This window comes from Pseudoxanthobacter soli DSM 19599 (genome assembly GCF_900148505.1).
Classification (GTDB): Bacteria; Pseudomonadota; Alphaproteobacteria; order Rhizobiales; family Segnochrobactraceae; genus Pseudoxanthobacter; species Pseudoxanthobacter soli.
On record NZ_FRXO01000004.1, the window covers coordinates 554,256 to 567,156 of the forward strand.

Consider the following 12,901-nt stretch of genomic DNA (forward strand, 5'->3'; position numbering starts at 1 on the left):
CATGACCGTACAACAAAAAATCATCGTGGCCGAAGGCCCCGCGCCGTCCGCAGCCACTGCCGCGTTCCTCGCAGCCGATCATCGCCTCTTCATCGGCGGACGTTGGGTCGAGGCGGCGGAAGGCGGGCAGCTCGATGTCGAGAACCCCGCAACCGGCGAGATCGTCGCCCGGGTGCCCGCAGGCACTGCCGCCGACATCGACGCTGCCGTCGCAGCCGCGCGCCAGGCATTCGACCACGGCCCGTGGTCGCGCATGACGCCGTCCGAACGTGGCCGCCTCGTATGGAAGCTCGCCGATCTCCTCGAAACCCACGCCGACGAATTTGCCGAAATCGATTCCATCGACAACGGCAAGCCGGTGACCGATGCACGCGCGGTCGACGTGGCCTTCTCGTGTGAGTTGCTGCGCTATATGGCGGGCTGGTCCACGAAGATCCATGGCCAGACGATCGCGCTGTCCTCGTCCGCGCCGTTCCATGCCTACACGCTCCGCGAGCCGGTGGGTGTCGTCGGACAGATCGTGCCGTGGAACTTCCCGCTGATGATGGCTGTCTGGAAGGTGGCGCCGGCGCTCGCGGCCGGCTGTACCATCGTGCTGAAGCCGGCGGAACAGACCCCGCTGAGCGCCCTCCGGCTGGCCCAGCTGGTCGAGGAAGTCGGCTTCCCGGCGGGGGTCTTCAACGTCGTGACCGGGCTCGGCGAGACCGCGGGAGCGGCGCTGGCGGCGCACCCGGACGTCGACAAGGTGGCCTTCACCGGCTCGACCGAGGTCGGCAAGCTGATCCTGGGCTCGGCCCGCGGCAACCTCAAAAAGGTGTCTTTGGAACTCGGCGGCAAGTCGCCGGTCATCGTGTTTCCCGATGCCGATCTCGACGTCGCGCTCGCCGGCGCTGCCTCGGCGATCTTCTACAACATGGGCCAATGCTGCACGGCCGGCTCCCGGCTCTATATCCATCGCAAGGTGTATGATCGCCTGATGGCGGGCATGGCGGCCGAGGCGGCCAGGCTGCCGGTCGGCGTCGGCCTGGACCCGGCCACCCGCATCGGCCCGCTGGTCTCGGCCGAACAGCTCGCGCGCGTCTTCGGCTATATCGAGGCCGGGCAGCGGGAGGGGGCAACCGTGCTGACGGGCGGACGCCGCATCGGCGACCGCGGCTTCTTTCTCGAACCCACCGTCCTCACCGGCACCACACCCGGGATGTCGGTGGTCCGGGAGGAGATCTTCGGGCCGGTGGTCTGCGCGATGCCGTTCGACGACGACGACATCGATGCGATCGTCGCCGAGGCGAACAGCTCCATCTACGGCCTCGCGGCGAGCCTTTACACGCGAGACCTCAGCAAGGCCCATACGGTCGCCCGACGCCTGAAGGCCGGCACCATCGGCGTCAATGTCCACCACGTGGTCGATGTCGCGTTGCCGTTCGGCGGCTTCAAGCAGTCCGGCTGGGGCCGCGAGATGGGCTACGCGGCGATCGAGCTCTATACCGAGACGAAGTCGATCGCGGTCGCACTCTGACGCCGCAGATCGGCCGCCGCCTGCCCGCGAGGAGCCCCGGTGCCAGGGGCTCCTCCACGGCGCCTGCGCGATGCGGCATCACAAGATACCCCTCAAGGCAAAGCCGGCCGCCACTCAACTGGTCGGTGCTGCCATCGCGAGCGGCATTGGTGACACCGCCGAGCACTCAAGCGGCCATCGGCTTGCCATCGACCGACGTGAACACGACTGCCTCGAAAGTCCAGATCAGCTTTCGCCAGATCTTCGCTTCACAGGCTTCTTCGTCGTCGGCGTTCGCAGAGATCTTCACCGGTGCGGCAACCCCGTAGTGTCTGAGATCGAGGTCGTGCTAGACGAGCGCATGGTCGAGCGCTTCACCCTCGTCGAACGCACTGCACGCGAGCAGGAAATCAAGAAGAGCCGCTTCATCGCGGTCGCCGGTCCCGTCGAGGACGAGGCGGCTGCGAAGGCGTTCATCGCGGCATTGTCGGATCCGGCAGCCAGTCACAATTGCTGGGCGTGGCGCCTGGGCCAGAACTACCGCTTCAACGACGACGGAGAACCGGGCGGAACTGCCGGCAAGCCGATCCTTGCAGCCATCGACGGCCAAGGCCTCGACTACGTCGCCGTCGTCGTGAGCCGCTGGTTCGGTGGCGTTCTTCTCGGAAGCGGCGGCCTGATGCGAGCCTATGGGGGAACGGCGGCCCTTTGCCTGCGCGAGGCCGAGAAGATGGCCCTCGTCGATAACGTTTCCGGAACAGTCGCGTGCGGATTCAGTGAGCTGACGCTCGTCCAGGCCAGGCTCGGCTCACTCTCCGGTGTGCAGGTCGGGGTTCAGGCTTTCACGGATACTGGCGCCATCCTGTCGGTATCCGCACCGAAGCCGGAAGCCGGCAATGTCGGCGAACTGGTTGCCAATCTGACGAGCGGACGTTCGGTGATGCACTGGAAGGAATGATCACGGCGACCGGGAATGCGGGATGGGCATAACGGAAGAAAGCGTCGATCTTTCCCCACCGAAGCCGATTTTGCGACGGACGACATGTCGATCGCGGCGCATGGGGCATAAGGTGGGAAGCAGGCGGCAAGACCCGCACGACGCCGACAACGCGGCAGGGAACGCGCCAGCGAGGATATCAGCCGTCGATGGTCAGGCGAACCGCCGTGCGCCGGCGACGCAAACCACGACGAAGCCGGTGGCGGCGATCATTGTCCACGATACGTGGTCTCCCACAATGAGCGCGGCAAGCGCCAGCCCGAAAAAGGGCTGAAGCAGTTGCAGCTGCCCTACGGCGGCTATGCCGCCAAGCGCAAGCCCGCGATACCAGAAGACAAAGCCAATGAGCATGCTGAAAACCGAGACATAGGCAAGGCCTGCCCATGCCTCGACTCCGATCGGCGACAGCGCTTCCGGCCTCGTGGCCGTGGCGATCGCCGCCATCGGCAGGAGCGCGACCAGTAACGCCCACGAAATAACCTGCCAGCCGCCCAGGCGACGCGACAACCGCGCGCCTTCGGCATAGCCGAGACCGCACAGCAGCACCGCCCCGATCATGAGCATATCGCCGGCGACAGACGTCGAAACACCATTGCCGATCGCAAAGCCGACGACGGTCCCGGCACCGGCGAGAGAGAACAGCCAGAAGGCCGCCCTCGGCCGTTCGCCGCCACGCACCACGCCGAACAGGGCCGTCGCCAAAGGCAGCAGGCCGATGAAGACGACGGAGCGCGCGGCAGTGATGTGCTGGAGAGCAAGCGCCGTGAGCAAAGGAAAGCCGATCACAACCCCCGCGGCGACGACGACCAGAGGCACGACGTCCGTAACGGCAGGCCGTTTCTGGGGCATGAGGCGCAGCAGACAGGCCCCGAGCAGCGCGGCGATGACCGCGCGCGCGGAGGTCAGAAACAGAGGCGAGAAGCCGGCGACCGCAAGCCGCGTCGCCGGCAGCGAGCCGCTGAAGATGATGACGCCGATCAGACCGCTCCACCAGCCACGCGCCAAGGTGCCCTCCTCCTTCGATTTCTCCCTGCGATACGCGCAGCAGGCTGGCGGCGACAGGCACGCTTACGTACCATCACACCGAACAGTTGGGTGATACGGAGCCATACAGTTGATCGCGCACGAGCCTTCTGTAGCGCCGGCGCAGGGGCGCACGGAGATGGTGATGCAGGCGATCCGCCGCATGATCACGAGCCAAGCGCTTGCACCTGGCGACAAGCTGCCCTCCATCCGCAGATTTGCCCGCGACAAGGGGGTTTCACCATCGACCGTGGTCGAAGCCTATGACCGCCTCGCTGCCGAAGGCCTGATCCGCCCACGCCCGGGATCCGGCTTCTATGTCGCGGCCTTACTCGACCCCACGGACAGCAGCGCGGCCCGCGAGTCGACCGACCGGGCGGTCGATCCCTTCTGGGTGTCGCGGCAGTCGCTCGATGCAGGCCGGGAAACGCCGCGGCCCGGGTGCGGCTGGCTTCCCCCGGACTGGATGCCTCTTGCCGCCGTCCGGCGCGCGATACGCGCCGCGGCGAAGATGGACGATGCCACGCTGGTCGAATACGGCTCCACGCACGGCTCGCTCGCATTGCGTCGCATGCTCGTCCGTCAATTCGCGTCAGAAGGAATCGAAGCGGACGCCGGGCAGATCCTGCTGACGAGTTCCGGCACGCAGGCGATCGATCTGATCTGCCGCCATCTTCTGCGGCCCGGCGACACGGTGCTGATCGACGATCCCTGCTATTTCAACTTTCGAGCGCTGCTACAGGCGCATGCGGTGCGGATCGTCGGCGTACCCTATACACAGACCGGCCCGGACATCGCCCTGTTTCAGGACGCGCTCGCGACGCACAAGCCCCGTCTCTATCTCACGAACTCCGCCCTTCACAACCCGACCGGGGTGACCCTGTCACCCAAGGTTGCCCATCGGATCCTTTCCGCGGCAGCGAGCCACGATCTCATGATCGTCGAGGACGAGATCTTCGCGGACTTCGAGCCGGACCGCTCGGTCCGGCTTGCCGCGCTAGACGGGCTCGGGCGCGTGATCCGCATCGGCAGCTTCTCGAAAACGCTCTCGGCCTCGATACGATGCGGATACATCGCCGCAAGCCCCGAACTGGTGGAGGCACTGGTCGACCTTCAGCTGGCGACGGGGTTCGGAGGCCCGAGCCCGCTCGCTGCAGAACTCGTCCTGCGCACCCTCAGCGACGGCAGCTATTACAGGCACCTCGGCAGCCTGCGGTCCCGGCTTGCCAGACGGCGCCGCGAGATTGTCGCCGACCTCGCAAAGTTGGGCGTTCATCCCTGGACGTTGCCCCGTGGCGGCTTTTACCTCTGGTGCCGGTTGCCGGATGCCGCTGACGCATCGGAGGTGGCGAGGCGCGCGTTGCGCGACGGCATCGTCCTCGCTCCTGGAAACGTCTTCAGCGTCGCGCAGACGGCGGCCGATTTCATGCGCTTCAACGTCGCTCAGATGAACGCAGACGTCCTCCGGCAGTTGCAGAAAGCGATGGATCAGGTGTTGACGGGATCAGAATAGATCGGCCCTGCGAAGGGGTGACGTCATACGCTTGGCGCCTCCGACACATCGCCCGCCGGCACGCCGTCGCCGGACGCGGGCGCGGCAGGAAGCCAGGACGTCAATGCGAGGCGACCGGTGTCGGTCAATGCATATACACCCCGTTCCGAACGCTCGAACCAGCCATACACATTGCGGCGCAGGATTTTCTGGGCATCGGGGACAGAGCGCTTCAGGTCGCGCGGTCGCTGCGGTGAGGACGCCATCGCGGCGGCACACGCCAGCGCCTGCTGCCTGTAGGCGGTCATGACGGGCTTGCGGGTGCCGCCGCCGGCGACGGGATCGCCCTGGCGACGTTTGTGCTCCTCCACCAGTCTTGAACGTCGGCGGGAATCCTTTCGTGGCATCGGCGCGGTCGGAGAAACGAGGATTTCGACCCGGCCGCACGTCGAAACACCCAGCAGGCCAAAACCGAGGCGTCGGCAGAGATTGCGGTAGCGCGGATCGCTTTCACGCCCCTTGCCCCGGACGGAAAGTTGCGCCGCCAGCCAGACCTCGTCTCCGATGGCCGCCCGGTCCACGCCCTGAAGAATGAGTTCGAGATTGAACGCCATTTTCAGTTCGACGATCACCACCACCGTCGGATCGCCGTCCCGCAAGCCGACGACGTCGCAGTGTCCGACTTCGCCCTTCACGGTGTAGCCGAACTGTTCGAGGAAACGCTTGACGGGCAGATACAGGGACGTTTCCACGTCAGGCCTCCGGTTCCGAGCCTGCTGAGCATGGCCGGCCAGAGGTTTAGGACCGGCAAACACAGCCCAGCGACCGGTGGATGCCAACCGAAAATCAGGCCTCGCAAGCGAACCGAAGCTACCGCAAGCGCAACAAGTCGATGAAGCGGGTCCGTCCGTCATTCGGCCTTGGTCGGTCTACGCCTCCTTCAGGCTGATCCGGACGTCCCGGCAGCCCGTACAAACTCCCATGTCGCTCGACAAGACCATCCTTTCTCGCGGGGGCCATGCCCGTTCGGCGGGCCATTTGCGCTTCGTGCTCGGCGACCAGCTGACGCGCGAAGTGTCGTCGCTGGCCGGTCTCGACCGTGTCCACGATATCGTGCTGATGGTGGAGGTGGAGGCCGAGGGGCGCTACGTTCCGCATCACAAGCAGAAGATCGCCTTCCTGCTTTCCGCAATGCGCCATTTCGCCGAGGCGCTGCGCAGCGAAGGCGTCCGCGTCGACTACGTCCGCCTCGACGAAGCCGGAAACACCCATAGCTTCTCGACTGAACTCGCGCGCGCAGTTGCCCGTCATGCTCCGGCATCGGTCATCGTCACAGAGCCGGGCGAATGGCGGGTCAGAGAAATGATGTCGGACTGGGCCGAAAACCTCCCGGTGCCCGTCGAGATCCGGGAGGACGACCGCTTCATCTGCTCGCATGCCGAATTTGCCCGATTGGGCCTGGCTCGGAAGACGGGCCGCATGGAGTATTTCTATCGGGAGATGCGCCGCAGCACCGGCATCCTCATGCACGAGGGCGCGCCGGAAGGCGGACGATGGAATTTCGACCCGGAGAACCGCCGGGCGCTGCCGCGCGGGAAGTCCATTCCCACACGTCGGCGCTTTGCCCCTGATGACATCACCCGGGACGTCATCGCGCTGGTTGCGGCACGCTTCGGCGATCATTTCGGCGATCTGGAAGACTTCGGCTGGGCCGTCACGCGCCAGGATGCGTTACGAGCGCTCGACCATTTCATCACGGTGGGCCTGCCGGATTTCGGCGACTATCAGGATGCGATGAAGGGGGGCGAGGATTTCCTGTTTCACAGCCTGATCTCGCCCTATCTGAACTGCGGCCTGTTGACCGCGCGTGAGGTCTGCGCACGCGCCGAGGCTTGCTGTCGCGCGGGGACAGCGCCGATCAATGCCGTGGAAGGATTCGTCCGCCAGATCCTCGGCTGGCGCGAATTCGTGCGCGGCATCTACTGGGAAGAAATGCCCGCCTACGCCGCAAGCAACCACCTGCAGGCCACACGCGACTTGCCGGCGATGTACTGGTCCGGCGAGACCCCAATGCGGTGCATGGCCGAATGCATCGGCGCCACCCGGCGCCACGCCTACGCCCACCACATCCAGAGGCTGATGGTCACCGGCAACTTCGCTCTGTTGGCCGGCGTGGCGCCGGCGCAGATCGAGGCATGGTATCTCGCCGTCTATGCCGACGCCTTCGAGTGGGTGGAACTCCCAAACGTCCACGGCATGGCGATGCACGCCGATGGCGGCCGCCTCGGCTCCAAGCCTTATGCCGCTTCCGGGGCGTACATCGACCGCATGTCGGATTACTGCAAGGGGTGCGATTTCGATCCGAAGATCAAGCTGGGCCCCGCGGCTTGCCCGTTCAATTACCTCTACTGGAATTTCCTGATTGAGAACGAGCGCGTGCTTTCCGCCAATCCAAGACTGGCCATGCCTTATAGAACGATCGGGCGCATGTCGGTCTCGCAGCGTTCGCAGATCGTCGAATCCGCCAAAACCTTCCTGTCCGGATTGGCTTGAGACCAGGCGAAGCGACGCCGCAGAAACTGCCGTTTCAAGCCTGGTCGGGTTCGATACGCCGTCGCAGCCCCGCCGGGCGTTGATACTGGCGGTCGCCCGAGAGCAGCCCGAGAGCGGCACAAGTCGCCTCGCTCTCCCGGGCGAGTTCCTCGAACTGCACCGCCCGCCCGCTTCCCGCCCGCCAGAAATAACCCATGTCGCGACTCGTCGGCCATCCGTCCAGTGTGAGGAGAGCGATATCATCCTGCACATGGAACTCCGACCGCGCATAGAGTTCCGGAAACAGCGACATCCCCATGCCCATCAGCACCATCTGGCGCAATGCGTCGAGACTGGTGCCCTCATAGTCCTCCCGCATGTCCGCGCCGCATGCGGTGGCGAGTTCGCGGACCCGCTCGAACAGGTGGTGGCCACGCCCGAGCGTCAGCAGCCTCTCGCCGCGCAATGCCTTCGGATCCACATGGCTGCGGGACGCCAACGGATGATCCTTGGGCACCCCGAGGAAGATCGTCTCGCGGCAGAGCCAGCGGAAGGTCACCGCGTGCTCCGAGGTCGGCGCCGGCCCGAGCCCGCAATCGAGTGCACCGGAAATCACGTCGCGCAGGATCACCGCCGGACGTTCCTCCTTGATGTAGATCTGCAGGGCCGGGTACTTGGCATGCAGCATCGGCAGAAGGTTCGGCAGGAAATAGGGTCCGAAGGTCGGCGCCACGCCAAGCCGGATCAAGCCGCCCAGATTGCGCGTGCTGCCTGCCGCCGTCGCGACGATGTCGTCGAGCGTCAGCAGCACGCGGCGGGCCGCCTCAACCACCTCAACTCCCACCGGTGTCGGCTGGACGCGACCTGGCGTCCGGTCGAACAGCGTGGCGCCAAGCTGCGCCTCGAGTTGGGCAATCTGCACGGAAAGAGTCGGCTGCGAGACATGGCAACGCCGCGCCGCTGTGCCGAAATGGCCGGTTTCCGCAAGGGCGACGACATATTCGAGCTGGCGATGGGTCGGGCGAAAGGCCATGGCGATAGTCTCAGTCAATCGGTGATATTGAGACAATGCATTGGAACTATGGGCGCGTCCACGACATCCTGCCCCTACCAAAAGGAGGTTGACGTGCACCCGTTGATCGAACGCCGGACCACCCGGCGCGAAAAGCTGGAAGTCGAAAGGGCGGTTGTGCTCGGCGCGTTCCGCCCGGCAGCGAGCGCCTTCCCGCGGCCGGGCCGACGCACTGACCGCGATATCTGACGCGAACTCTGACCCGAGGTCCGGGCCCCTCTGACGGCGTCAGCCGCCATGTCGGTCCTCTCCCCTGCGATCGCCCGGAGCGGACTTGCGACCGGACAGTTCACGGCGCCCGCCCGGCACCGTGGGCCGTCCCGCGCGTGCGCCGCGGGCACTCTGAACCGAGGACCTCATGGACACGCTGATTTCGTTGATGGCGGCCGACTTCATCGGCAAGCCCCTCTGGCTCTGGATGAGCTTCCTGGGCATCGTCTTCGTCCTGCTCGCCTTCGACCTGGGCGTTCTCAACCGGGGCGACAAGGAATTGGGCATTGCCGAGAGTCTCAAGCTCTCTGCCTTCTACATCGCGGTTGCCGTCGTGTTCGGTGGCTGGATATGGCTCTCGATGGGGCCCGCTGCCGGCATTCAGTATTTCACCGGCTACGCCATCGAGAAGGCGCTCTCCATCGACAACGTCTTCGTCATCTCGTTGATCTTCTCCTATTTCGCCATTCCGAGGATGTACCAGTACCGAGCGCTGGTCTGGGGCATCGTCGCAGTTCTGGTCCTGCGCGGCATCATGATCGGCGTCGGTGCGGCGCTGGTGCAGGAATATGACTGGGTGCTGCTGCTGTTCGGCGCCTTCCTCGTCGTCACCGGAATCAAGATGCTCATCGTCCGTGAAGGCGAGGCGGACATTTCGAAGAACCCCGTGGTGCGCCTCCTCTCCCGCTTCCTGCGGGTGACACCCCAGATGCACGGGCAGCGCTTTTTCGTTCGCCAGCCTCACCCGGTAACGGGCAAGATCGTGCTCTGGATCACGCCGCTCTTTCTGGCACTGGTCGTCATCAACATCGCCGACCTCGTCTTCGCGGTGGACTCGGTGCCGGCGATCTTCGCCATTACAACGGACACCTACATCGTCTTCACGGCCAATATCATGGCGATCCTCGGCTTGCGCGCCCTGTACTTTGCTCTGGCGGCAATGGTCCACCGGTTCGAATATCTGAAATATGCCCTGGCGCTCGTGCTGGTCTTCATCGGCGGCAAGATTTTCTGGAATCACTTCTACGGCAAGCTCGACCCCGCCATTTCGCTCGGCGTGACCCTCGCGATGATCGCCGGCGGCATCGCCTACTCCCTCTGGAAGACGCGCCGGACGAGCGCCGGCGCCCATTGATCGGGCCGGCGGCCGCCGCCGTCGGCAACCCGCAATAGACCACCGTCAGCCGAGCCGGGCGCCGCGGGTCGCGAACCGCGCCCGGCTTGCGGTTGCCCGCATGCCCGAAGCATCGTGACCATGCCGTCGCCCGCTCGCTCTGGAGATTGCCCATGTCGCTGGCAAGCACCGCCCTCCTATCCCCGCCGGTCCTGTGCTTCGGCCTCGGCGCGCTTGCCAGCGCCTTGCGCAGCAATCTGCGCATTCCCGCGCCCGTGTTCGACGCCGTATCGATCTATCTCCTGCTGGCAATTGGCCTGAAAGGCGGAGCGGAACTGGCGGAGAGCCGCTGGTCCGACTTTGCCGCGCCAGCCATTGCCGGGCTCGCGCTCGGCATCGTCATTCCACTCTGGTGCTTCATCGCTTTGCGGCGTCTCGCCGGGTTCGGGACCGCGGATGCCGCATCGCTCGCGGCGCATTACGGTTCGGTCTCGGCCGTCACCTTCATAGCGGTGATCAATTATCTTGAACGCGCTGGTACATCCCATGAAGGATTCATGACGGCCGTTCTCGCCCTGATGGAGGCTCCGGCCATCGTGGTGGCCTTTCTGCTTGCGCGCATGGCAGGCGGGCCGGGTGGAAGCTCCCATTCCGGCCTCGGGGCCGCGCTTCGGGAGGTCGTTTCCGCGAAGAGCTTCCTGCTGCTGATGGGCGGTCTCGTCATCGGGGGCATCATCGGCAAGGCCGGGCTGGCACCGGTGCGCCCCTTCTTTGGCGACCTCTTCCTCGGCTTTCTGTGCCTGTTCCTCTTGGAACTCGGCATCGTCGCCGCCCAGAAGGCAGATGAGGCCTGGCAAGCGGGCCCGAGGCTTCTGGCCTTTGCAATCGCCGCGCCCATTGTGAACGGGTCCCTCGGCCTCCTCGCCGGCCACATGGCGGGATTGTCGGAAGGCGGCGCGGTGGTGCTGGCGACGCTCGCGGCGAGCGCATCCTATATCGCGGCGCCGGCTGCGGTCCGGCTCGCATTGCCGGAGGCGAATGCCGCCTATTCACTCGCAGCCAGCCTCGCGATCACCTTCCCGTTCAATGTGGTGATCGGCATTCCGCTCTATGCTGCCCTGGCTCAGGGACTTTATGGCTGAACACGCCGCCGCGGCACCGCACGAAAAGACCGCCGGCCGCCGAGGTCATGGCGGCTTTGCCGATCGAACCGATACGCCCACAACACGGCTCCTCCGAAGGCGTCGAGGGTATCCGGTTCTCGCAACGGCCGAATAGGCAGTTCGTGGCAACGACACCCCCGCGGGACCCCGATGCCGCCCGATCTGCACAAGACCCGGCTCGCGTCGTCTGGCGGGAGCGAGGTAGCGCCGCGGGACGCGACTTGACACACCCGCGCGGGCGCGCCAGATAATGACTGACCGTCAGTCACTATCTGGGTGCCAGTCATGCGAATGGATCCCGCGAAGCGGTCCGCCGAAATTCTCGCCTGCGCGTCCCGGCTGTTTCACGAGCGCGGGATCGGCGCGGTCACGATCGACGACATCGTCCGCGCGGCGAATGTCGCGAAAGGCACCTTCTACCTTTACTATCGCTCCAAGAGTGACCTTCTGGCCAAACTCGCCGACGCACTTATCCGGAGAATGGCCGAGACCGCGGAAGCGGCCGCGGCGCAGGCCGCCGATCCTCTCGATCAGTTCGCCGCCGCCGTCGCCGCGATGAGAACGGTCGGGCGCGAGGGCCGACATCTCGCCGAGGCGCTCGATCATCCCGACAATTTCGAGCTGCACGAGCGCACCAACGTCACGCTCGTCAGGACTTTGGCGCCGATCCTCGGGCGCGTGGTCGAGGCGGGCAATACCACCGGTGTGTTCAACGTCGCGGACCCGGTGCCCACCATCGAATTCCTGCTCGCAGGACAAGCCTTTCTGCTGGGCGACGGGCGGTTCGCCTGGTCCGAGGCCGAGTATCGGCGACGGCTGGACGCGACGTTGACACTGATCGAACGCGCTCTCGGTGCGTCGCCCGGATCACTCGCTCCGCGTCTCGGCGCCGTGGTCACTCAACCCGCAGCGGGCGATCAAGTCGCACGTTGACCCCGGCCCTGCCGCATCGCCACGGCTTCCCGCGATTTCCCCACCCGAAAGGCCGATCATGAAGATGGTTCGTATCGAGAAATACGTGCAGGGCGTCACGCAAGAGCGGTTCAAGCTACCGGCAGGCATTGCGCGTCTTGTTGTCCGCCTCCTTCCCACCGAGGCGCGGGCGCAATTGCGCCGGCGGGGGCTGGACGTGGACGCCTTGCTGAACACGGCGACACCGGCCGGTGACGTTCAATGGCTCGATGTCCGCGAAGACGGCGTCGAAAAGCGCATCTGCATCCGCATCGACAGGTAGCACGCCCAAGCCCTGGGCAGCGTCCCCCCCTCGCCCGGTAGGCACCCACGGTCCCATCGTACGCCGCCATCCTCCGAATTCCGGCGAGGCTTGCGTACGAATAGGCGGCGATCTCGTGCCTCTCGTCGCCGGGTCGGCTCCCCAGCCAGCCGTATTGCGATCCGGCTTTTGAACAGCGGCAGAGGCATCATTCTCGCTCACTGGATGAGCTTCTGTGTTCTGGCGAGGGCTGGGGCGAAGCCGTTGAGGGAGATGGTGAGGGGGATGGGGATGGGGGCTTTGGTGTCGGCGGCGACGGCGTTGAGGGTGAGTTTCTTGGCGGTCTTGAGCTTGGCGACCATGGCGGCGTCGAACGACAGCGGCACGAGGCAGCCGGCCGGGAGGCAGGTGGTGTAGGCGATGGGGGCGCCCGGCGCGGCGTCGTCGATCTGCAGGGTGACGCCGTCTGGCAGGGCGAGGCCGAACGGCATGACGACGGCGCCCTCGGCGGCACCGCCGTCGGCGGCATGAAGCTCGATCGCGAGCACGCGCTGGCGGTTCTGCTGGTTCATCTGGGTCTGGGAGAAGGT

Annotated in this window: 12 protein-coding genes; 8 read left to right on the forward strand and 4 right to left on the reverse strand. The window is 65.6% G+C overall.

What is annotated here, in order from left to right; genetic code table 11:
- Position 1: 1 nt before the first annotated feature.
- Together BUF17_RS12765 and BUF17_RS12770 are read left to right on the forward strand one after the other, a co-directional pair.
- A complete protein-coding gene (locus BUF17_RS12765) occupies positions 2-1,516 on the forward strand; it encodes an aldehyde dehydrogenase family protein (protein WP_073629182.1) in 1,515 nt (504 codons plus the stop codon).
- 340 nt (positions 1,517-1,856) lie between these two features.
- On the forward strand, positions 1,857-2,453 hold the full coding sequence (locus BUF17_RS12770; RefSeq protein ID WP_175563693.1) for an IMPACT family protein: 597 nt from the start codon (positions 1,857-1,859) through the stop codon (positions 2,451-2,453).
- Between the two features lie 192 nt (positions 2,454-2,645).
- Here the strand turns inward: BUF17_RS12770 and BUF17_RS12775 are convergent, their stop codons facing one another.
- Complete coding sequence (locus BUF17_RS12775) at positions 2,646-3,497, reverse strand: DMT family transporter (RefSeq protein WP_073629184.1); 852 nt, start codon at positions 3,495-3,497, stop codon at positions 2,646-2,648.
- Between the two features lie 163 nt (positions 3,498-3,660).
- Between BUF17_RS12775 and BUF17_RS12780 the strand changes: the two genes are divergently transcribed.
- Positions 3,661-5,028 carry an aminotransferase-like domain-containing protein gene (locus BUF17_RS12780; protein ID WP_073629186.1) on the forward strand — a complete coding sequence of 456 codons (1,368 nt, stop codon included), beginning with the start codon at positions 3,661-3,663 and terminating at the stop codon, positions 5,026-5,028.
- Between the two features lie 23 nt (positions 5,029-5,051).
- Here the strand turns inward: BUF17_RS12780 and BUF17_RS12785 are convergent, their stop codons facing one another.
- Entirely contained in the window at positions 5,052-5,759 is a 708-nt protein-coding gene (locus BUF17_RS12785) for a DUF2161 domain-containing phosphodiesterase (RefSeq protein ID WP_073629188.1), read from the reverse strand.
- A 229-nt stretch (positions 5,760-5,988) separates the two neighbouring features.
- Between BUF17_RS12785 and BUF17_RS12790 the strand changes: the two genes are divergently transcribed.
- Positions 5,989-7,560, forward strand: coding sequence for a cryptochrome/photolyase family protein (locus BUF17_RS12790; protein WP_073629190.1), 1,572 nt, complete (start codon positions 5,989-5,991; stop codon positions 7,558-7,560).
- Between the two features lie 34 nt (positions 7,561-7,594).
- Here BUF17_RS12790 and BUF17_RS12795 read toward each other — a convergent pair whose 3' ends face one another.
- The gene (locus BUF17_RS12795; RefSeq protein ID WP_084564585.1) at positions 7,595-8,572 is read right to left on the reverse strand and encodes a hydrogen peroxide-inducible genes activator; all 978 of its coding nucleotides are present in this window, start codon (positions 8,570-8,572) and stop codon (positions 7,595-7,597) included.
- Positions 8,573-8,969: 397 nt separating this feature from the next.
- Between BUF17_RS12795 and BUF17_RS12800 the strand changes: the two genes are divergently transcribed.
- From BUF17_RS12800 to BUF17_RS12815, 4 genes are all read left to right on the forward strand, one after another.
- On the forward strand, positions 8,970-9,956 hold the full coding sequence (locus tag BUF17_RS12800) for a TerC family protein (protein ID WP_073629192.1): 987 nt from the start codon (positions 8,970-8,972) through the stop codon (positions 9,954-9,956).
- 152 nt (positions 9,957-10,108) lie between these two features.
- Positions 10,109-11,077 (forward strand): sodium-dependent bicarbonate transport family permease, encoded by a 969-nt coding sequence (locus BUF17_RS12805; protein WP_073629194.1) that lies wholly within the window; start codon positions 10,109-10,111, stop codon positions 11,075-11,077.
- A gap of 312 nt (positions 11,078-11,389) precedes the next feature.
- Positions 11,390-12,031, forward strand: coding sequence for a TetR/AcrR family transcriptional regulator (locus tag BUF17_RS12810; RefSeq protein WP_210215440.1), 642 nt, complete (start codon positions 11,390-11,392; stop codon positions 12,029-12,031).
- Positions 12,032-12,089: 58 nt separating this feature from the next.
- Positions 12,090-12,332 (forward strand): hypothetical protein, encoded by a 243-nt coding sequence (locus BUF17_RS12815; protein ID WP_073629198.1) that lies wholly within the window; start codon positions 12,090-12,092, stop codon positions 12,330-12,332.
- A 197-nt stretch (positions 12,333-12,529) separates the two neighbouring features.
- Here BUF17_RS12815 and BUF17_RS12820 read toward each other — a convergent pair.
- Positions 12,530-12,901 (reverse strand): invasion associated locus B family protein (locus BUF17_RS12820; RefSeq protein ID WP_175563689.1); only part of this gene is annotated, 372 nt, incomplete at its 5' end.